Genomic DNA, 20,561 nt, shown 5'->3' with positions numbered 1-20,561 from the left:
CGGCGGGAGAATGACGGGAGACCTGCAATAGACCACAAAGCGGAAGAGCGCGATAGCCGATGCGTCCCGTCAGCCGGCCGGCGCGATCAACTGTCCCGCAAACCAGCCTTACGGTTTGCGGCAGGCGCGAAGGCCATGCATAAGGTCAGCGGCCCAGCATGAGGTTTGACGATGAGCGAAGTCCTGATCCGCCGCGCGCGGCAAGCCGATCTCCCGGCGATCGTCGCCATGCTTGCCGATGATGTGCTTGGCCGCGCCCGCGAGGACACACGCATGCCGCTGACGCAGGCCTATCTGGATGCCTTCGCGGCGGTCGACAGCGACCCGAACCAGTTGCTCGCGGTAATGGCGGACGGCGCCGATGTCATCGGCACGCTGCAGATCAGCTTTCTCGCCGGACTGTCGTCGCAGGGTGCCTGGCGCGGCCAGATCGAGGCGGTGCGCGTCGCGGCGAACCGGCGCGGCGAAAGGCTCGGGCAGCGCCTGCTGGAATGGGCGATCGAAAAATGCCGTGAACGCGGCTGCAGGGTCGTCCAGCTGACGACCAACAAGAGCCGGCTCGACGCCCACCGCTTCTACGAGCGGCTCGGCTTCAAGGCCAGTCACATCGGCTACAAGCTGGATCTGTGACCGCCGCGGGGGCGCGGCCGGCGGGCGTGTCATCGCCGGGCTGGTTGGCCGATGCCCATTTGAGGGCATAGCGTTGGTTTCCCGCTAAACAACGCCATGCCCTCGATTTGAACTGCGGGGCGCCTATTCCACTCCGCCTTGCGCTCTACGGCTTGCGGCCGATCACGGCGCCGTTCGCGGCGGGTGCTTCGAACCAGACCGTCTCGATGTTCCGAAATCCGGCTTCCTTGAGCCACGCCGAATATTCAGCCGGCGTGTAGTTTCGCCCTTCCGTCTCGATCAGCATGTTGAGGCTCATCAGCGCGGCTGGCGCTGGTCCGGTCTTTTCGTCATTGACCAGAAGTTCGCTGATCACGACTGCGCCGCCGCTCGGCAAAGCCTCGAAGGACCGGCGCAGCAAGGCGTGGTTCTTCGCCTCGTCCCAATCGTGCAGGATCATCGACAGGAGATGCACGTCGTGATCTCCGGGAAGCTGTTCGAAAAAGCTGCCGCCGGCGGTCTCGATGCGGTCGGTCAAGCCGGCCTCGGCAATTTTTCCCGCGGCGATCGCGGCCACATGCGGCAAGTCGAACACGGTCGCACGCAGCGCCCCATGCTGTTTGCAAAGCTCGATGTCGTACGCGCCCGATCCGCCGCCGATATCGAGGAGGCGGCGGAAATGACCGAGATCCACGGCTTCGCCGAGCTTGCGCGCGGTCATCATGGAGAGCGAATGCATCGCCTCCCAGAAGAGGGCCAGCATCGTCGGATCCTCGCCTTCGAACGCCGAGGATTGCACTGCCGGGTCCCACGTGGTTGGCCGGTTCGTGCGCAGCGCTTCGGCAAGTTTGCCCCAGCCCTCGTAAAGCCGCTTGTCGGCCATCTGCACGAAGCCACCGAAGTAATACGGTTTCCCGCGCACGAGATAGGCTTCGCTTAGCGGCGTATTGCGATAACGGCCGTCCGTCTTCTCCAGAAGCCCGAGTGCGGCGCAGCCGGTCAACAGCATCTCGGCCGGGCGTGGATTGAGACCGAGCGCTTCCGCCAGTCCGGCAACCGTGATGCCGGCGCCGCCCGCGAGGCGGCTGAAGAGGTCCAACTCGTGCGCAGCGGCCAGGGTCTTGAAGGCCCAGAAACCGGTCGAAAGCGCCATCAGCGGGACAGCGGTAGGAAGCTCCGCTGCGTTCGCCGTGCGCCTTTCACGGATTGTCGGTTCCATGATCATCTCCTGCAAATGGGTTCGACGACACGCACATCGTCAAAGAGCGCCGTTGCAGGGTGATTTCGCGGCCGAGAAATTCGGTTACATCTGAAATCATGGGCCTCCTGCCTGGGGTCCCCGATGGCGCAAGCCTTCGCTGTCGCGATGCATTTCGGCGGCTATCTTCGCCCGCCTCCTGTTCAAGCCGGACGCATTGCTTTATGCCGCAATGCAACCATCTTCGCCCGGCATAGGCGAAAACCGGGATCGAAGGCCAATGAACGATTTAACGCCGCCCAACCGCTGCCGTATCGTGCTGATCGCGCCGCCGCTTGCGACGGCCGAGCACATCTGCGCGGCCTTCGACGGCGGCGACATCGCCTCGCTGATCCTGCCCGACAACGGCATGGACGATGCCACCTTCCAGGCCTTCGCCGAAAAAATCGTGCCGGTCGCTCAAGCCGCCGGCATCGCCGTCATCATCGCCGGCGACAGCCGCATTGCCGGCCGCGTTCACGCCGACGGCATCCATGTCGAGGCCAACCGACAGGAGCTCGCCGAGACGATCGAGCGCCTGGCGGACAAGATGATGGTCGGCGCCGGCGGCGCCAAGACCCGCGACGACGCGCTGGAGCTCGGTGAGGAGCGCCCCGACTATATATTCTTCGGCCGCTTCGGTTACGACAACAAGCCGGAGCCGCATCCGCGCAACCTCTCGCTCGGCCAATGGTGGGCGCAGATGATCCAGATCCCCTGCATCGTCATGGCCGGGTCCGATCTCGCCTCGGTGGAAACGGTGGCGGCCACGGGGACAGAATTCGTGGCGCTCTCCAGCGCGGTCTTCGCCGACGGGCTCGATCCGCGCGCGGCGGTCGCCGCCGCCAACGCCCTGCTCGACGAAACCGCGCCGCGCTTCGAGGACTGACGTGCGCTACTCCCGGCTTCCCCTCGCGGCGTTGGCCGCTGCCTTGACGATCCAGGCGGCCGCGGCGGCAGGCGCGGAGGCGGTGCCGGTGCCACAGCCCAGGCCGGATACAAGTGTGCCGGACGCGAGTGCCCCTAATACCGACGCCCCTAATGCTGGCGCCCCTAATGCTGGCGCTGCGCGGGCCGACAAGCCGATAGAAACACCGCTGCCGCAGCCGGCGACGCTTGCGCCGCCATCGCCCGACACCGTCAACCCCGATCGCTTCGGCGCCAAGCCGCCGGACGCCGCCTATGGCGCCTTCCAGCGCGGGCTCTACAAGACCGCCTATAACCTCGCCATGGTGCGGGCCAAGAATGGCGACCCCGCCGCTCAGACATTGGTCGCCGAGATCCTGTCGCGCGGGCTGGGCGTGCCGCTCAACGCGGCCGAGGCTGCGAAATGGTATGGGCTTGCCGCCGAGCAGGGCGTGCCGGAGGCGCAGTTCCAGTACGCGCTGATGCTGCTCGACGGCCGCTATGTGAAGAAGGACAGCAAGGAAGCCTATGCGCTGATGCAGGCCGCCGCCGAGGCCGGCAACCGCCTGGCGCAGTTCAACTTCGCCCAATTGCTCGTCCAGCAGGATCCGGGCGATGCCGGCCTCGCCAAGGCCGCCGTCTACTATGAGCGGGCTGCCGCGACCGGACTTGCCGACGCCGAATACGCGATGGCGCAAATCTACTCCAACGGCGCCGGCGGCAGGCCGCATGACGACGCCAAGGCACGCGTCCTGTTGGCTCAGGCCGCCCGCCAAAATTACGACACCGCACAGATCGATCTCGCCGCCTGGATGATCGAGGGGCGCGGCGGCGAACGCGACCTGAAATCGGGCTTCGCCTGGATGAAGCGCGCGGCCGAGGGAGGCAACGTCGCCGCCCAGAACCGACTCGCCAAGCTCTATATGGGCGGCATCGGCACCGACCCCGATCTGATCCTGGCCGGAGCCTGGTACATCCTCGCCCGCCGCGCCGGGCTGATCGACCCGCAGATGGACGATTTCCTGCAGGGCCTCGACGACGGCCAGACCAAGCAGGCGCTGCAGAAGGCGAATCGCCTGCCCTGAGACCACTTGCCATGCCGGACCGGTTCGAGATCCGCTCGCTCGCCGCTTTCCCTTGCCACTCCCTCCCTTGCCTCCCCTCCCTTGCCTCCTTGGGCGATTTGTGGTCTTGGAAGCGCCAAAGCGCGCGTCCCGCGCGAAAAAATCTCATTCCGGATCAGTTCACCATGGCCAAGATCAGCGGCAGCGAAATCCGTCCAGGTTACGTCATCGAGCACGATGGCGGCCTGTGGGTGGCGGTCAAGACCAACACCGTCAAGCCGGGCAAGGGCGGCGCCTACAACCAGGTCGAGCTGAAGAATCTGATCAACGGCACCAAGCTCAACGAGCGCTTCCGCTCGGCCGAGACCGTCGAGCAGATCCGCCTTGACCTGAAGGATTTCTCCTTCCTCTACGAGCAGGGCGACGCGCTGGTGTTCATGGACACCGAGAGCTACGAGCAGCTCGAACTGGCAAAGGACTTCGTCGGCGAACGCGCCGCTTTCCTGCAGGACGGCATGATGGTGACGGTCCAGCTCTACGAGGAACGGCCGATCGGCATCTCGCTGCCCGACCAGGTGACGCTGACCATCACCGAGGCCGACCCGGTGGTTAAGGGCCAGACGGCGGCGTCCTCCTACAAGCCGGCGGTGCTGGAAAACGGCGTCCGCGTGCTGGTGCCGCCCTTCATCTCCGCCGGCGAGCGCATCATCGTCGACACCAACGAAATCACTTACGTGCGCCGCGCAGACTAGACGGCCCGGACAACAGGAAGAAAAGACAGCAGGAAGAAAAAATGGCGCGTTCCGCTCTGCTCAATGTCATGGTCCAGGCCGCGATGAAGGCCGGCCGGTCCCTGTCGCGCGATTTCGGCGAGGTGCAGAACCTGCAGGTCTCGATGAAGGGACCGGGCGACTATGTCAGCCAGGCCGACCGCAAGGCGGAAGAGATCGTCTTTGCCGAACTGTCCAAGGCGCGGCCGGGCTATGCTTTCCTGATGGAGGAGCGCGGCGCCGTCGAAGGCGAGGACGGCCAGCATCGCTGGATCGTCGACCCGCTCGACGGCACCACCAATTTCCTGCACGGCATCCCGATTTTCTCGGTCTCGATCGCGCTCGAGCGCCAGGGCCAGATCGTCGCCGGCGTCGTCTACAATCCGGCGATGGACGAGCTCTATACCGCCGAGCGCGGCGGCGGCGCCTTCATGAACGACCGCCGGCTGCGGGTCGCCGGACGGACCAAGCTCACCGATGCCGTGATCGGCTGCGGCGTGCCGCATCTCGGCCGCGGCCAGCACGGCAATTTCCTGATCGAGCTGCGCAACGTCATGGCGGAAGTTTCCGGCGTCCGTCGCCTGGGCTCCGCCGCGCTTGACCTTGCCTATGTCGCGGCCGGCCGCATGGACGGTTTTTGGGAAACCGGTCTCTCGGCCTGGGACATCGCCGCCGGCACGCTGCTCATCCGCGAGGCGGGCGGCTTCGTGTCGGACATGGATGGCGGACAGGACATGCTGGAGGCCGGCTCCATCGTCGCCGGCAACGAACTCATCCAGCGTGCGCTCTTGAAGACCGTCAAGAAGCCCCTGGCATCGCGCTGACAGCCAGCCACGCCGGCGGCGCGGCGCGTTGAAGCGCCTACGCATGATCCCCGAACCGAAGGTTCGGAAAGGATCATGCGCAAATCAAAGTGCTATAGCGTCCTTTGCGCGTCGAAAGGACGCGCGGCTGTAGTCGCAAAACCGCAACCGAAGCTTGAAATACTGGTCCGCGACTGCCCAGATAAGGGTTGCAGGATCACTCATGAACGACGCGCGCGCAGAGTCCCGGATCGGAATTGGGCCCCAGGTCGAAACCGGGTCCCAGATCGAAATACCCTTTATCGGCCGCTGGCATTATTCGCGCGCCGAAATGATCGCCGATGGCATCGTTCATGCCGTGGGCATCGTGCTGGCGATCGCGGCCGGTTCGGCCTTCCTGGCGCTTGCTGCCTTTCATTCCGGGCCCGGTGAATATGTCGCCGCGGTCTTCTACGTCGTATCCCTGCTCACCGTGCTCTCGGTATCGCTGGCCTACAATCTTTGGCCGATATCGTGGCCGGCGAAGTGGATATTGCGCCGTTTCGATCACGCCGCGATCTACCTGCTGATCGCCGCCACCTACACGCCCTTCCTCGCTCAGCTCCAGGCCTCGTCGCTGGCCCTGCCGATGATCGTTGTGGTGTGGGCCGCGGCGGCGACGGGCATCGCGATCAAGATGTTCCTGCCCGGCCGCTACGACCGTCTGGCGATCGTCTTCTACCTCGCCATCGGTTGGAGCGGCGTCGTGCTCGCCCGACCGCTGGTCGAAACGCTGCCCACGGCCTCTGTCGTGCTGCTGATCGCCGGTGGCATCGTCTATTCCTTGGGCGTCATCTTCTTCGCCTGGAAAGGCCTGCGCTTCCACAATGCCGTCTGGCACGGCTTCGTCGTCACCGGCGCCGGGCTGCATCTGGCCGCCATGGTCGACTGCCTGGTGATCAGCCGGTTCTGAACCTTGGCGGCGGCGATATTGCCAAGCACCATTCAATTTGGTCACAATTCCGTTTAGAGTCGCGGCAAATTCGCGGCGGGTGGCATCGGAAACGGGGCACGGATGGCTTTTCTCAGATCCTTCGGCAGGCGCTCGGATGTCCTGGTCTACGATCCGCACAAACTATCGAGCCCGCAGGTCTTCCTGCTCACCATGGTGATCTTCCTGGTCATCGTCGCCTTCATCGCCGCCATCCTCACCCGCCAGATCTCGAGAGCCTTCTCGGCCAATCCCGGCCTCAACGGGCTGATCATCGGCGTGCTCGCCGTCGGCATCCTGCTCGCCTTTGTCCAGGTCGGGCGGCTGTTCCGGGAAGTGCGCTGGGTCAATTCCTTCCGTGCCGGCTCCGAGACCACCGAGCCGGTGCTTTTGGCGCCGATGAAGGCGATGATCGGCCGCTCGTCGGCGGTCGCCTTCTCGACCTCTTCGATGCGCACTATGCTCGATTCCATCGCCACCCGCCTCGACGAAAGCCGCGACACCTCGCGCTATCTCGTCGGGCTGTTGGTGTTCCTCGGCCTGCTCGGCACCTTCTGGGGTCTGCTCGGCACCATCGCCTCGATCCGCGAGACCATCGAAGCGCTGGACCCCGGCAGCGGCGATGCGGCGGCCGTGCTCGATGCGCTGAAGCAGGGCCTGTCGGCGCCGCTTGCCGGCATGGGCACGGCCTTCTCGTCCTCGCTGTTCGGCCTCTCCGGCTCGCTTGTGCTCGGCTTCCTCGACCTGCAGGCCGGCCGCGCCCAGACCCGCTTCTACACCGAGCTCGAGAACTGGCTGTCCTCGGTCACCGATCTGTCGTCCGACATCGTTGTCTCCGATCAGGCCCGTGCCGAGCCGTCGGAGGAAATCCGCCTGCTGTCGGAACGGCTGCGCAGCCTGCAGGAGAATGGCGGCGGCTCCAATCCACGCGTCGCCACCGCCATGGCCAACCTCGCCGACGGCATTTCCGGCCTGGTCAAGAACATGCGCTCCGAGCAGCAGATCATGCGCGACTGGGTCGAGGCCCAGTCCGACGAGCAGAAGGCGATGCGCAACACGCTGGAAAAGATCGCCGACGCGCTGAAGAAGCAAGGGGTCCACTGACGTGGCGCTGGCAAGACGGCGCGCCGATCGCCGCATCGACTACTGGCCGGGTTTCGTCGACGCGCTGTCGACGCTGCTTTTGGCGATCATGTTCCTGCTGACCGTCTTCGTGCTGGCGCAGTTCCTGCTCAGCCGCGAGATTTCCGGCAAGGACACGGTGCTCAACCGCCTCAACTCGCAGATCAACGAGCTGACCCAGCTGCTGGCGCTGGAGCGCTCGAACAGCCAGGACAAGGAAGATACGCTCGCCAACCTGCAGGCCTCGCTGTCGGCGGCGGAAGCGGAAAAAAGCCGCCTTCAGCAATTGCTGGACCAAGGGGCCGGCGCCGGCGACGCAGCTAACAAGCGCGCCTCGGCCCTTTCAGGCGAGCTCGACAACCAGCGCCAGATCAGCCAGCAGGCGCTGAGCCAGGTCGAGATCCTCAACCAGCAGATCGCGGCATTGCGCAAGCAGATCGGAGCGCTCGAAGACGCGCTCAACGTCTCCGAGCAGCGCGATCGCGACTCCAACACCAAGATCGCCGACCTCGGCCGCCGGCTGAACGTGGCGCTGGCGCAGCGTGTCCAGGAGCTCAACCGCTACCGTTCCGATTTCTTCGGCCGGCTGCGCGAGATCCTCGCCGACCGCGAGAACATCCGCATCGTCGGCGACCGCTTCGTCTTCCAGTCGGAGGTCTTGTTTCCCACCGGCTCCGACGTGATCAACGATGCCGGCAAGGTCGAGATGAAGAAGCTCGCCGACGCCATTATCGAATTGCAGAAGGAAATCCCGCCCGAGATCAGCTGGGTGCTGCGCGTCGACGGCCACACCGACAACAAGCCGCTGTCCGGCACCGGCCGTTATCGCGACAACTGGGAGCTTTCGACGGCGCGCGCGACCTCGGTGGTGAAGTTCCTGATCGAGAACGGCGTGCCGGCCAACCGGCTGGTCGCCGCCGGCTTCGGCGAGTTCCAGCCGCTCGATCCGGCCGATACGGACGAGGCGCGCAGCAAGAACCGCCGCATCGAGCTGAAGCTCACCGAGCGCTGAGTGGCCGCTCGAATCCGTTCGTGCCGGACGTTGCGCCCGAATGCGACTTTTTAGGGCAGGATGCGGGCATGACAAGGCCGCAAAAGATTACCGTTTTTTAATTCCACTTTGCCCGGTGCCGCTCCTAAGTTTGCTATGGGGCCGAGGACCGCCGGCGGTGCCTCCCACATCGCGACGCGACGGAAACCGGACGGCCCAGGCCGGAAGGCAGGTCGTTCCGGCGCTGCCTTCCCCAGCAAGAGGGAGACGCAGCCATGCGCTCTTTCAAGTTACCCCTAACTTTCAAGTTACCCAGGACCGCGGCGCTCGCCGCACTTGTCGTCGCCGTTCCGTTTGCCGGCGCCTATGCCGCATCGGCCGGCTTCTATACCCCGCGCACGGCGGGCCTCATCGATCAGGCGCAGAGCGTGGACCAAGGCATCACGGCCGCGAGGCAGATGGACAAGATCAAGCCAGCCGAGGCGCGAGACCTTCACAGGCAGGCCGTCCGCATCAGCCGGGTCGCGCAACGGGAAGCCGCGGCGGGACATGGCGCGATACCATCCGAGCAATATCAGCAGTTGGTGGCGCAGCTCGATGATGTGAGCCAGAGCCTGCGGAACGCCACCGGCAGCAGCCCGCTCATCGGCGACGGTGCCGACGGCGGCTACTATCTGAACGGTTGAGTTCCCATCCATCGCAGCGAATTTTGCCGCGACGGCGCCCGCGCGCTTTTTGGCGCGCGGGTAGGGTGGAGTCGCGCGGGCACCACCTGGCGCCCGAGCCCTAGAGCATGATGCCGAAAAGTGTGAAGCGGTTTTCGGGCGACATCATGCTCTATCTCTTTGATTTAGAGCCGGATTCAGATTTCGGGTCGGTTCGACCTGAAATCATCCGGCTCTAAGGGCGCCCTTTTTTCACCAGCCTAGCCAAACTGCGGCGATCGCGAGCACGGCCGGCACCGTCTGGATGAACAGGATCTTGCGGCCGACGGTCGCCGCGCCGTAAAGGCCGGCGATGGCGACGCAAAGCAGGAAGAAGATCTTGATCTGGAATCCGCCGGCGCCGAGATAGAGGCCCCAGATCAGGCCTGCCGCGAGAAAGCCGTTATAGAGCCCCTGGTTCGCGGCGAGCACTTTTGAAGCGCTGGCAAAGTCCGGCTTGAGATTGAACGCCTTGTGCCCGCGCGGCGTATCCCACAGCACCATCTCCAGATAGACGATGTAGCAGTGGATCAGCGCCACCAGCCCGGTCAGGATATTGCCGACCATTGTCCCCTCCAGTCGTTTGTTCCCGGCATTGATCACGCAGCGCTGCCGCAAGGCAAGATGGGCAGCTCTTCTGCTGGCCGATCAGGGTTGCCAAGCTCCATGCGTTGGTATCTTTTCGCGCCAGCCAATTTCCAGTTGGGATCCGCCATGTCCTTCCAAAAACTCGATCAACTCGGCCACAAGCTTGAAGCGCTGGAACATGCGTTAGCCATCCTCGGCGCCGACGAGGCGACCCACATGGCGGTCGGTGGCGGCGAGAAACGCGCCGAGGCGATGTCCACCCTTGCCGGCATGCTGCACGCCCAGGCAACCGCGCCGGAGATCGGCGACTGGATCGCCGCCGCCGAAGCCGAGCCGCTGAACGACGAGCAGCAGGCGGCGGTCCGGGAACTGCGCCGGCAATTCACCAATCTCACCTGCCTGCCGGTCGAGTTCGTCGAGCGCCAGACGACGGCGCGCATGCGCTCCGAGCAGCTCTGGCGCGACCTGCGCGCCAAGAATGACTGGGCGGGCTTCCTGCCGGCGCTGGAAGGGTGGTGGCGCTGGTGCGCGAAGAGGCGGCGCTGCGCGCCGACGCGCTCGGCCTCGCCCCCTATGACGCGCTGATGGAGCAGTACGACCCCGGCAACCGCGCCGCCGACATCACGCCGGTGTTTGCCGAGCTGAAGGCCTTCCTGCGGGACTTCCTGCCGCACGCGCTGGCCGTGCAGGATGCGCGCCTGGCCAAGCATCCGCTGAAGCCGCTCTCCGGCAGCTACGCCATCGAGAAGCAGCGCGAGCTCGGCCTTGCCATGATGGCGGCGGTCGGCTTCGACCTCACGCATGGCTCGCTGTCGGTGTCGCATCACCCGTTCTGCGGCGGCGTGCCGAGCGACGTGCGCATCACCACCCGCTACAAGACCTCCGATTTCCTGTCGGCGCTGATGGGCGTGCTGCACGAGACCGGCCACGCGCTCTACGAGCAGAACCTGCCGAAAGCCTGGTCGCACTGGCCGCTCGGCAAGGCGCGCGGCATGGCGGTGCATGAAAGCCAGAGCCTGTTCGTCGAGAAGCAGATCGGCCGCAACCCCGCCTTCTGGCGCTGGGCGCTGCCGGTGGTCGAAAAACACCTCGGCGAAGCCTGGTCGCTCGACGACATCCTGCCGCATGTCCACCATGTGAAACGCGGCTTCATCCGTGTCGACGCCGACGAGGTCACCTATCCGCTGCATGTCATCCTGCGCTACGAGCTCGAGCAGGAGCTTGTTGCCGGCCGGCTGGAGCCCGCCGACCTGCCCGAGGCCTGGGACGCCAAGATGCGCGACTATCTGGGCCTGTCGACCATCGACGACCCGGCCGACGGACCGATGCAGGACGTGCATTGGCCGGGCGCCGCGTTCGGCTATTTCCCGTCCTATACGCTTGGCGCCATGATGGCGGCGCAGCAATGGGCGGCCTTGACCAGGGAACATCCGTCCGCGGACGAGGACCTCGCCAGGGGCGATTTCGGCGCCATCAACGACTGGCGCCGCAAAAGGATCTGGTCGCAGGGTTCGCGCTGGTCGACGCCGGAACTGCTCGAGCGCGCCACCGGCAAGAGGCTCGACGCTGCTTACTTCACCGAGCACCTCCGCAGGCGCTACGGCAACTGACGCGCCCTCGCCGGCTCACCAGATCGAGGCGCGCAAAAGATGCGTTGCCGGCCTTTACTTTGGCAGGAAAGACTCTGAGAAATAGCGTTCCTTGCTTCAGCGGGCTTGAATGTTGGTGGGTGGCGGTTTTCGTGAGGTCGGGTCTTTCCGTTACCTCGTGCTTTTTTTGGTCGCACTGGCCGGTCTGATCTCCCCTGCAAGGGCGGATGAGATCGTCCGTAAAGGACCGGAGGCGGACTGGATCAAGTCGGTCGACGTCCCGTCGGCGGACCCGGCACGAGGCGACCAGATCAAAAACGGCATCTCCTGGCTGCTGGCGGATGAGCAAATCATCCATCGCGACTATGGCTATGACGACTATTCGCGCACTGTCTACAGAATCGTCGATCGGCCTGGCCTGGAGCAGGGTGCGAGCATCGACCTGCAATTCGACCCGTCCAGACACAAGGTGACGCTCAACCATTTACGCATCGTCCGCGACGGCCAGGTGCTGGACCGGCTCGACGACGTCAAGTTCGACATTTTCCGGCAGGAGAAGGATGCCGAAAAGGGCGTCTTTGACGGCTGGCTGACCGCCCATGTCAACATCGACGACGTGCGTGTCGGTGACGTCGTGGACTATGGCGAGACCTATGAGATCACGCCGCTCGTCGGCAAGGGCCTGTTTTTCTACAGCTTCTCGACCGAGTGGGAGGAGCCGGTGGGCCTGATCCGGACCAGCATCATCTGGCCGGCCTCGCGGCCGCTAGCGATCAAGCCGCGCGGAACCGAAATCAAACCCGTCATCTCCACCTCGGGAACGGGCTCCATCTATCTCTGGGAGATTGCCAATCCGAAACCGGTCAAGGTCGAGGAGAACGTGCCGACGGATTTCCCGGCCTGGGGATCGATCGACGTCTCGTCCACGGCAAGCTGGCAAAGCATCATCGACGCCATTCAGCCTTACTACAAGCCGGCTACCGCCTTCCCGCCCGCTTTTGCCGCCAAGCTCGACGAGATCGCGGCCAGGCACCCGCTGCCAGAGGATCGGATGATCCAGGCGATGCGCCTCGTCCAGGACGAGATCCGTTATGTCAGTCTCTCGATCGGCTCCGGGTCCTATATTCCGCGCGATCCGGCGACGGTCATCCAGAGCGGCTTTGGCGACTGCAAGGACAAGGCGCTGCTGCTTGCCTCGGCGCTCGCGCGGCTGGGCGTTTCCGCCCAAGTCGCGCTGGCCGACCTCGACCATGGGCGGGCGCTGGACCAGCACCTGCCAGCGCTGCGCGACTTCGATCACGCCATCGTCAAGGCGACGATCGGCGCCAAGATATATTGGCTGGACGCTACTGACTACCTGCAGGGCGGCGACGCAAGCAACTTCCCGCAGCCGGACTATGGTTTCGCCTTGCCAGTCTTTGGCAGTGGCGCGTTGGAGAAGATGCCCAGTGCGGAGCTTGAAAGCCCGACCGTCAAGGTCGCCGAGGAGTTTTCCTTTCCCGACAAGCCTGACGGCCACCTGACGCTTTCAGTGCTGTCGACCCATGAGGGTGCCGACGCCGACTACATGCGCGGCAAGCTCGCCAGCCGGTCGGTGAGCGAGCTGTCCGACGCCTACCTGAAATATTACAGCAAGCGCTACCCCGGTATCGAAAGCGCGGCAAAGCTGGAAATCTTCGACAATCGTGACGGCAACATCATCAATGTGCGGGAGAGCTACCGGCTGCCGGCTCAAGCATTGACCGCCAACGATCTGGCGAAAAACTTTTCGATCAAGGCAGCCGACCTCGGCACCGATCTGCCGACCCCGAGCATGGTGAACCGCGCCGGACCCGTCTCGCTTGGGTCCCCGGTCTACCGCAGGCACACCGTGACGGTGAGCAATCTGAAGGCACGCTTTTCCGGCGGCGAGATGAAGGATGTCGTCACGCCCTACCTGTCGCTGAAGTCGTCCTGGAGCAATACGCCGACCACTTTCGAGGTGCAGTGGGATTTCCGGACACTGGCGACACAGGTTCCGGCCAAGGCGGTCAACGATTATCTGAAGTCGGTCAAGGACGTGAGTGACAACATCGATTGGACGTTCGACTTCACCTATCAGGATGCGCCCGAAAATCCAGTGCCCGTCGCCGCACCGGACAGGTCCGAACAGCAGGTCATTGGCGGGTTGCTGCTGGTCTCGATTTTTGTAGGCATACCGCTTTTCATGGCCATCCGCCGCTGGTAGCCACGCGACGCGATACTTGCCTGCCCGGGACGCGCGGCCCCGGACGTTTTTACTCCGCCGCGCCCTTGAAGGCGCTGGCGCCGGTCTCGAACTGCAGCTTGGCCAGACGCGCATAGGTGCCGCCCTTGGCGACCAGGCTCTGATGCGTGCCTTCCTCGACGATGCGTCCCGCTTCCATGACGAGGATCCGGTCGGCCTTGAGCACCGTCGCCAGCCGGTGGGCGATGACGATGGTGGTGCGGCCGCGCATCAGCCGCTCCAGCGCCGTCTGCACCAGCGTCTCGCTTTCGGCGTCGAGCGCCGAGGTCGCCTCGTCGAGCAAGAGGATCGGCGCGTCACGCAGGATGGCGCGGGCGATCGCGATGCGCTGGCGCTGGCCGCCGGACAAGGTCACGCCGCGCTCGCCGACCTGGCTGTCATAGCCCTTTTCGAGCTTGCCGATGAATTCGTCGGCAAGGGCGGCCTTCGCCGCCGCCTCGATCCCGGCGTTGCCGGCGCCAGGCCGGCCGAAGCCGATATTGTCGCGCGCGCTGGCCGCGAAGATGGTGACGTCCTGCGGCACGATGGCGACGCGCTCGCGGATCGCGGCCGGATCGGCCTCGCGCACGTCGACGCCGTCGATGACGATGCGCCCGCTTTCCGGATCGTAGAAGCGCAGGATCAGCGAGAAGACGGTGCTTTTTCCCGCGCCGGAGGGGCCGACGATCGCCACCGTCTCGCCCGGCTTCACCTGGAAGCTCAGGCCATGCACCGCTGCCCGGTCCGGCCGCGCCGGATAGGAGAAGGAGACGTCGTCGAAGCTGATCGCGCCCTTGGCCTTGGCCGGCAGCGGCTGCGGATCGACGGGCGATTGGATGGCAGGTTTCTCGGCCAGGATTTCGGTTAGCCGTTCGGCGGCGCCCGCCGCCTGCGACAGTTCGCTCCACACTTCCGACAGCGCGCCGAGCGCCCCGGCGGCGAACACCGAATAAAGCAGGAACTGGCCGAGCGTGCCGGCCGACATCGTGCCGGCAAGCACGTCGCGTGAGCCGAACCAGAGCACCGCCACCACCGAGGAGAAGATCATGAAGATGGCGAAGAAGGTGAGGAAAGAGCGCGCGAAGACCGAGGTCCTTGCCGCCTCGAAAGCGGCCTCCACCGCGGTCGAGAAGCGCCCCGTCACCAGCTTCTCGTTGGTGAAGGCCTGCAGCGTGCGCACGGCGCCGATCTGCTCGCTGGCATAGGCGGTGGCTTCCGCAAGCGTGTCCTGCGCCAGCCGCGACTTGCGCCGCACCGAGCGGCCGAAGGCGACCAGCGGCAGCACGATCAGCGGGATGGCTGCAATGACCAGGCCGGAGAGTTTCGGACTGGTGAAGACCATCATCGCCACGGCGCCGAGGCCGAGGATGAGGTTGCGCAGCGCGACCGAAGCCGTGGCGCCGACAGCCGACTTCACCTGGGTGGTATCGGCGGCGAGCCGCGACACGATCTCACCGGAATGCGCCTTGTCGAAAAAGGCCGGCGAAAGCGTCGTGACATGAGAAAAGACGTCGCGGCGGATGTCGGCGACGACCCGCTCGCCGAGCGTGATGACGAAATAGTAGCGGCTGGCCGACGCCGCCGCCAGCAAGGCCGCCATCAGAACCAGCGCCGCGAAATACTCGGCAATAAAAGTGGAACCCGCGGCCTGGAAGCCGTGATCGATCATGCGCCGCACGGCCATCGGCAGGGCCAGCGTCGTCGCGGCCGCCACGATCAGTGAGATGATGGCGCCGACCGCCAGTTTCCGATAACGGGTAATATAGGGGAAAAGGCTTCTCAGCGGCCGGACCGAGCGCTTGCGCGCGTCTCCACTGACACCGATATCCGCCATGAGCGTTTCCTCTGGCCGCTTGCCGGTAACGCGCTTCAATATGCGCTTGCCGCGGCCTTGTGATTCAATTCCGGCTGATGTATAGGCTCGCCGACCGTTTTAGAAGCCGTGGCTTTTCATTAGCTGCGGCTTCGAGTTTTAAAAAGGGGCGCATCGACGCAGGCCATGGGCCCGTCACGGCGCCGGCAAGCCAGGAAATAAGACAATGAAGGCCGATATCCATCCCGACTACCACACCATCAAGGTCGTCATGACCGACGGCACCGAATACCTGACCCGTTCGACCTGGGGCAAGGAAGGCGACACGATGAACCTCGACATCGACCCGACCACCCACCCGGCCTGGACCGGCGGCCAGCAGACCCTGCTCGACCGCGGCGGCCGCCTGTCGAAGTTCAAGAAGCGTTTCGAAGGTTTCGGCCTTTAAGCCCTTCTCTGCTTTGTCGCAGATCAAAAACCCGCCCTCGTGGCGGGTTTTTTGTTGGTCAGTGCTCCCTTCTCCCCGTCTCTATACGGGGAGAAGGTGCCGGCAGGCGGATGAGGGGCAGCGCCAGCGTCGACGACTGGCTGGCTGAGGCGGAAGAAATTCGGCGACAGTGTATTATTAAAACTGGTGCCAATATCTTAGGCCCGCGCTGCCCCTCACCTGCCTGCCGGCATCCTCTCCCCGGATAGTGACGGGGAGAGGGACGCTGTCGCCGGTGGTTTCGCTAACTGTCAACCTGCAGGAAGCGCCGAGGTCGGGTCGTTTCTACTCCCCCACCAGCTCCCTCAGCGCCATTCGCTTGTAAGCCGCGACCAGCCTGTCGCCCTCTTCCCGGTCGACGGAGATCGCCAGCCGCATGGCGGTCTCGCCCATCTGCCAGACGAGGAACGCCGTCGTCTCCAACGCGATCGCGTCGGCGCCGGGGCGGAGCCGCTTCAGCACCGCGACCAGGAATTCGGCATTGGCCCGGCTGTCGGCAAGTTCCAGCTCGCGCAGCGCCTTGTCTGCCTGCGTGCCCGACCAGATGTCGCGCATCACCGGCTCGGCCAGGAACAGCCGGTAGTAGATATCGACCAGTTCCGAAAACGCCCGCTTCAGACCTTCGGCGTCGCTGACATCCTTCAGCGCTGAGGCAATGCAGGCCTGGCTTTCGGCGGTGTGGCGCTCGGCCAGCGCCCAGACGATTGCCCGCTTGTCCGGGAAGAATTGGTAGAGCGAGCCGATCGACACCCCTGCCCTCTCCGCCACCTCGCCCATGCGCATGGCGTCGCTGCCCTGCTCGGCAATCAGCGCGGAGGCGGCGGCAAGCATGCGCTCGACCCGCTCGCGGCTGCGTTGCTGCGTCGGCGCCCGCCGCGGCGAAGCAACAGAGGCCTGGTCGGTCCTCCCGGCGGATTTGTCTTCCATGCTCTCTCAGGGCGATTTTTCGAAAACTGGCTTGACTCGCAAAATACGAGGGTTTATCACATTTTGCAAATGTGAGGATTTCTCATATTTTTACCCGGGCATCGCCCGCGGCAAATCTGGAGCAACCGACATGATGAAACTTCTTCCCACCCTCACCTTCATCGCCGCGATCGGCTCTGGCGTCGTTGGCGGCGTCTTCTTCGCCTTCTCGAACTTCGTCATGGCGGCCCTTGCCCGGCTGCCCGTCCCAAGCGGCATCGCCGCGATGAATTCGATCAATGTAACGGTGATTACTCCAACCTTCATGACCGCTCTTTTCGGCACCGGCCTCATCTGCCTAGTGCTGATTGCCGCCGTTCTTCTTGGCTGGAGCCAGTCAGGCTCATACTGGCTGCTTGCCGGCGCCGTGATCTATTTCATCGGCAATCCGATCGTGACCATGGTCTTCAACGTGCCGCTCAACGACGCACTCGCCGCCGTTGATCCTGCGAGCGCCAACGGCGCCGCCGTGTGGGCGAACCATCTGAGCCAGTGGGTGATGTGGAATCACGTCCGCACCGTCACCGCCATCGTGGCGATGGCGTGCTTCATCATGGCATTGATCTGAGAATATGCAGCCGCAATGCAAAAGACCTCGCCTCTGAACTGACCCCGTAAAGTTGGACGGTTCATTGAGCTGGTAGATTTAAGGGCTGGGTCCTGTATTGCACAGGGGCCAGCCCTTTCAGTTTCAGTTTGATGCGGCGGTGGTTGTAATAGTCGATGTAGCCCTTGATGGCCGTATCGAGGCTTTGGACAGTGTCGAACCTTTCCGGATGGAAGAGCTCGGACTTGAGTGTGGCGAAGAAGCTCTCCATCGGTGCGTTGTCGAGGCAATTGCCTTTGCGTGACATGCTCTGTGCAAGGCCTCTGGCCTCCAGCCTGCGCTGGAATGCCGACATCTGGTATTGCCATCCCTGATCGGAATGCAGGATCGGCCGCTCGTCCTCGTTGAGCCGGGCGAAGGCTTTGGTCAGCATGTTGTCCACCAGTTTGAAGCGCGACCGGCGCGCCGTCTCGAAGGCGACGATCTCGCCATTGTAGAGATCCATGATGGGAGACAGGTAGAGCTTGTCGCCGGCCACGCTGAACTCCGTCACGTCGGTCACCCATTTGCGGTTGGCGCGGTCGGCGCCGAACTTGCGCTGCAAGAGATCGGGAGCGGTCCGCCCGATCTCGCCCCTGTAGGAACGATACTTCTTCGGCCTGACCAGTGACTTCAATCCCATCCCGGCCATCAGGCTCTGGACGGTCTTGTGGTTGACGCATTGGCCCAACTGGCGCAGTTGCGCGGTCACCCGGCGATAGCCATAGCGGCCCTTGTGGCTGTCGAAGATGGCCTTGATCGCCTCCTTCAGCGCCGCATGACGGTCCGGGCGCGAGGCCGCCTTTTGCCTGTAATAGAACGTGCTGCGCGGCAGCTTCGCCAGGTCGAGCAGGCCCTTAAGCGGATAAAACGGCCTTAACGCTTGGACGGCTTGCGCTTTTTGGGCGCATGTTCCTGCGTTAAGGCCCTCAGTTTTTTTAGGTAGGCGTTCTCCATCCGCAACTGCTTCAACTCGGCCAGCAATTCTTCGCGGCTTTTGGCCTCGTCACTGGCTGCAACAGGCACCGCAGGGGCCGGCGGCTTTGACATGGGTCGTCCTCTGGGGCGGGGGCCGAGCGCCTCTATCCCACCCGCATGATAGTGCTTCTCCCAGCCCGTCAGGCAACCGGAATTGCGGATATTGAACAGCGTCGCCGTCTGGCGATGCGACAGACCGTCCTTCCACATCCGCTCGAGCACCGACAGCTTGAACGCCACATCGTAACGACCGTACTTCCGCGACAGCCCGGCATCGCCATGCGCCTGGTACAAAGCAACCCACTTGCGCACAGTCGCCGCGTCAACTCCACGCTTAGACGCCGCACTCGCGTAGCTTTCATCCCCGCACAAATAGCTATCGACAACCGAGCGCTTGAAACGCGCACTGTGTTTGGACATGCAAAACCCCCGAAGGTTGTGTCCAACTTTCGGGGGTCAGTTCACTCAGGCGGGGTCTTTCTTGTGCGTCTTGCGGTCCGCATGCCCCAGATCGCGCTCCGGGTCGATGACGTCGCGGACCAGCTGCTTGAGCTTTGCCGCATCCGGAAAGCCGCCGTCGCGCTTGCGCTCCCAGATAAGCTGATCGTTGCAGGAAATGGTGAAGATGCCGCCAGTGCCCGGCACCAGCGTCACTTCGCCGAGATCGGTGCCGAAGGTCGAGAGCAATTCCTGCGCCATCCAGCCGGCACGCAGGAGCCACAGGCATTGCGTGCAGTAGGTGATGCGGATGGCCGGAAGCGGTTTCTCGCTCATGTCGGATCCCGCGGCCGATCAGGCAGCGCTGAGCTTGGCCATCGTCTCGTCGTCGACCTCGAAATTGGCGTAGACGCTTTGCACGTCGTCATCGTCCTCGAGGGTGGCGACCAGCTTCATCAGCGATTGCGCCCGCTCTTCGTCAACCGGGACGTTGTTCTGCGGCCGCCAGATCGGCTTCACCGATTCCGCCTCGCCGAGCGCAGCTTCCAACAACTTCGACACTTCGCCGAGATTTTCGAAGCTGCAATAGATGGTGTGGCCTTCCTCGTCCGACTCGACGTCGTCGGCGCCGGCCTCGATCGCCGCTTCCATGACCTTGTCGGCGCTGCCGGCAGCGGCCGGATAGTAGATCTCGCCGATGCGGTCCCACATGAAGGACACCGAGCCGGTTTCGCCGAGCGCCCCGCCGGCCTTGGTGAAGGCGGCGCGCACATTGGACGCGGAGCGGTTGCGGTTGTCGGTCAACGCCTCGACGATCAGCGCCACGCCACCTGGACCGTAGCCCTCGTAGCGCACGGCCTCGTAGTTTTCCCCGTCGCCGGCAGAAGCCTTGTTGATGGCGCGCTGGATGTTGTCCTTCGGCATCGACACCGCCTTGGCGTTCTGCACGGCAAGGCGCAGCCGCGGGTTCATCGCCGGGTCCGGCGTGCCGGTCTTGGCGGCGACGGTGATTTCGCGCGCCAGCTTGGAAAACATTTTCGACCGCACCGCGTCCTGGCGGCCCTTGCGGTGCATGATGTTCTTGAACTGTGAATGGCCAGCCATGGCACCCCTGTCGTGTTCGGCTAGAGCATTTTCGGCCAGGAGCGATCACCCGGCATCGGCAAATGCTCGAATTCAAATTTCAGAACGCTGCAAGCATGCCCGCGAAGGCATGCGGCGTCTCTGTCGGAATGGCCGGCTTATAGATAAATCGGCTCAATTCGTCCAGCCGCGCCGTTTCACCGGTCGCGACGCCGAGCTGGCCATCCCGGCGGAGTGCGTCAGCCCTCCAGATCCGACTTGAGCCGGTCGAGGATACTGATCGCGTGGCCGGCATACTGGCTGATCCAGCGGTCGTGGATCTGCCTTATCGGCAAAGCGTTGAGATGGTTCCAGCGTTCGCGCCCCTCGCGCCGCGCCACGACCAGATCGGCCTCTTCGAGCACCTTGAGGTGCATCATCACCGTGCAGCGGTCCATGTCGGGGAAAGCCTCGCAGAGCGCGCCCGTAGTCTGCGGCTGATCTTTCAGCCGGTCCAGCAGCTCGCGCCGGCGCGGATGCGCCAAGGCCTTGAAAACATGGTCGTCCGTGGTTTGACTTGACATGTTATATTTCTATAACATATCGTTTAGACGATCAAGGAAGGAGCTGTGG

At 64.1% G+C, this 20,561-nt stretch carries 19 protein-coding genes and 2 pseudogenes; 13 read left to right on the top strand and 8 right to left on the bottom strand.

The window, feature by feature from the left end; genetic code table 11:
* Window positions 1-171: 171 nt before the first annotated feature.
* Complete coding sequence (locus EJ071_RS08265) at window positions 172-630, top strand: GNAT family N-acetyltransferase (protein WP_126097436.1); 459 nt, start codon at window positions 172-174, stop codon at window positions 628-630.
* Between the two features lie 145 nt (window positions 631-775).
* Here the strand turns inward: EJ071_RS08265 and EJ071_RS08260 are convergent, their stop codons facing one another.
* On the bottom strand, window positions 776-1,828 hold the full coding sequence (locus tag EJ071_RS08260; RefSeq protein WP_210211912.1) for a methyltransferase: 1,053 nt from the start codon (window positions 1,826-1,828) through the stop codon (window positions 776-778).
* 259 nt (window positions 1,829-2,087) lie between these two features.
* Between EJ071_RS08260 and EJ071_RS08255 the strand changes: the two genes are divergently transcribed.
* The 8 genes from EJ071_RS08255 to EJ071_RS08220 all read left to right on the top strand — a co-directional run bounded on the left by EJ071_RS08255 (window position 2,088) and on the right by EJ071_RS08220 (window position 9,158).
* Complete coding sequence (locus tag EJ071_RS08255) at window positions 2,088-2,735, top strand: thiamine phosphate synthase (protein ID WP_126097435.1); 648 nt, start codon at window positions 2,088-2,090, stop codon at window positions 2,733-2,735.
* 1 nt (window position 2,736) lies between these two features.
* On the top strand, window positions 2,737-3,837 hold the full coding sequence (locus tag EJ071_RS08250) for a tetratricopeptide repeat protein (protein ID WP_126097434.1): 1,101 nt from the start codon (window positions 2,737-2,739) through the stop codon (window positions 3,835-3,837).
* 164 nt (window positions 3,838-4,001) lie between these two features.
* Window positions 4,002-4,568, top strand: a complete 567-nt coding sequence (efp, locus tag EJ071_RS08245) for an elongation factor P (protein ID WP_059190016.1) — start codon at window positions 4,002-4,004, stop codon at window positions 4,566-4,568.
* A gap of 41 nt (window positions 4,569-4,609) precedes the next feature.
* Window positions 4,610-5,410 (top strand): inositol monophosphatase family protein, encoded by an 801-nt coding sequence (locus tag EJ071_RS08240; protein WP_126097433.1) that lies wholly within the window; start codon window positions 4,610-4,612, stop codon window positions 5,408-5,410.
* A gap of 202 nt (window positions 5,411-5,612) precedes the next feature.
* Window positions 5,613-6,341, top strand: a complete 729-nt coding sequence (locus EJ071_RS08235) for a hemolysin III family protein (RefSeq protein WP_126097432.1) — start codon at window positions 5,613-5,615, stop codon at window positions 6,339-6,341.
* A 102-nt stretch (window positions 6,342-6,443) separates the two neighbouring features.
* Window positions 6,444-7,463 (top strand): MotA/TolQ/ExbB proton channel family protein, encoded by a 1,020-nt coding sequence (locus EJ071_RS08230; RefSeq protein WP_126097431.1) that lies wholly within the window; start codon window positions 6,444-6,446, stop codon window positions 7,461-7,463.
* A 1-nt stretch (window position 7,464) separates the two neighbouring features.
* Window positions 7,465-8,493, top strand: a complete 1,029-nt coding sequence (locus tag EJ071_RS08225) for a peptidoglycan -binding protein (protein ID WP_126097430.1) — start codon at window positions 7,465-7,467, stop codon at window positions 8,491-8,493.
* Between the two features lie 254 nt (window positions 8,494-8,747).
* Complete coding sequence (locus EJ071_RS08220) at window positions 8,748-9,158, top strand: hypothetical protein (RefSeq protein WP_126097429.1); 411 nt, start codon at window positions 8,748-8,750, stop codon at window positions 9,156-9,158.
* 231 nt (window positions 9,159-9,389) lie between these two features.
* Here EJ071_RS08220 and EJ071_RS08215 read toward each other — a convergent pair whose 3' ends face one another.
* The gene (locus tag EJ071_RS08215) at window positions 9,390-9,743 is read right to left on the bottom strand and encodes a DUF1304 domain-containing protein (RefSeq protein WP_126097428.1); all 354 of its coding nucleotides are present in this window, start codon (window positions 9,741-9,743) and stop codon (window positions 9,390-9,392) included.
* Between the two features lie 57 nt (window positions 9,744-9,800).
* Between EJ071_RS08215 and EJ071_RS08210 the strand changes: the two are divergent.
* Both EJ071_RS08210 and EJ071_RS08205 read left to right on the top strand, forming a co-directional pair.
* A pseudogene (locus tag EJ071_RS08210) lies at window positions 9,801-11,374 on the top strand (hypothetical protein).
* Between the two features lie 109 nt (window positions 11,375-11,483).
* Window positions 11,484-13,580, top strand: a complete 2,097-nt coding sequence (locus EJ071_RS08205; RefSeq protein ID WP_126097427.1) for a DUF3857 domain-containing protein — start codon at window positions 11,484-11,486, stop codon at window positions 13,578-13,580.
* A gap of 49 nt (window positions 13,581-13,629) precedes the next feature.
* Here EJ071_RS08205 and EJ071_RS08200 read toward each other — a convergent pair whose 3' ends face one another.
* Entirely contained in the window at window positions 13,630-15,432 is a 1,803-nt protein-coding gene (locus EJ071_RS08200; RefSeq protein ID WP_126097426.1) for an ABC transporter transmembrane domain-containing protein, read from the bottom strand.
* Between the two features lie 205 nt (window positions 15,433-15,637).
* On the opposite strand from EJ071_RS08200, the gene rpmE reads away from it, so the two are divergent.
* Window positions 15,638-15,859 (top strand): 50S ribosomal protein L31, encoded by a 222-nt coding sequence (gene rpmE / locus EJ071_RS08195; RefSeq protein ID WP_040974396.1) that lies wholly within the window; start codon window positions 15,638-15,640, stop codon window positions 15,857-15,859.
* Between the two features lie 324 nt (window positions 15,860-16,183).
* On the opposite strand, the gene EJ071_RS08190 is transcribed toward rpmE, so the two are convergent.
* Window positions 16,184-16,825 carry a TetR/AcrR family transcriptional regulator gene (locus EJ071_RS08190; RefSeq protein WP_126097425.1) on the bottom strand — a complete coding sequence of 214 codons (642 nt, stop codon included), beginning with the start codon at window positions 16,823-16,825 and terminating at the stop codon, window positions 16,184-16,186.
* Between the two features lie 130 nt (window positions 16,826-16,955).
* Between EJ071_RS08190 and EJ071_RS08185 the strand changes: the two genes are divergently transcribed.
* On the top strand, window positions 16,956-17,432 hold the full coding sequence (locus tag EJ071_RS08185) for a DUF1772 domain-containing protein (protein WP_126097424.1): 477 nt from the start codon (window positions 16,956-16,958) through the stop codon (window positions 17,430-17,432).
* Between the two features lie 61 nt (window positions 17,433-17,493).
* On the opposite strand, the pseudogene EJ071_RS08180 reads toward EJ071_RS08185, so the two are convergent.
* From EJ071_RS08180 to EJ071_RS08165, 4 genes and pseudogenes are all read right to left on the bottom strand, one after another.
* Window positions 17,494-18,848, bottom strand: a pseudogene (locus EJ071_RS08180) (IS3 family transposase).
* A 45-nt stretch (window positions 18,849-18,893) separates the two neighbouring features.
* On the bottom strand, window positions 18,894-19,202 hold the full coding sequence (locus tag EJ071_RS08175; RefSeq protein ID WP_126097423.1) for a SelT/SelW/SelH family protein: 309 nt from the start codon (window positions 19,200-19,202) through the stop codon (window positions 18,894-18,896).
* Window positions 19,203-19,220: 18 nt separating this feature from the next.
* Window positions 19,221-19,970, bottom strand: a complete 750-nt coding sequence (locus EJ071_RS08170) for a YebC/PmpR family DNA-binding transcriptional regulator (RefSeq protein WP_126097422.1) — start codon at window positions 19,968-19,970, stop codon at window positions 19,221-19,223.
* Between the two features lie 218 nt (window positions 19,971-20,188).
* Complete coding sequence (locus EJ071_RS08165; RefSeq protein WP_126097421.1) at window positions 20,189-20,512, bottom strand: helix-turn-helix domain-containing protein; 324 nt, start codon at window positions 20,510-20,512, stop codon at window positions 20,189-20,191.
* Window positions 20,513-20,561: the final 49 nt, after the last annotated feature.

It is taken from the genome of Mesorhizobium sp. M1B.F.Ca.ET.045.04.1.1 (assembly GCF_003952465.1).
Classification (GTDB): domain Bacteria; phylum Pseudomonadota; class Alphaproteobacteria; order Rhizobiales; family Rhizobiaceae; genus Mesorhizobium; species Mesorhizobium shonense.
Note: the sequence above shows the minus strand (reverse complement) of the source record. Positions and strands in the feature narration are given on the sequence as shown.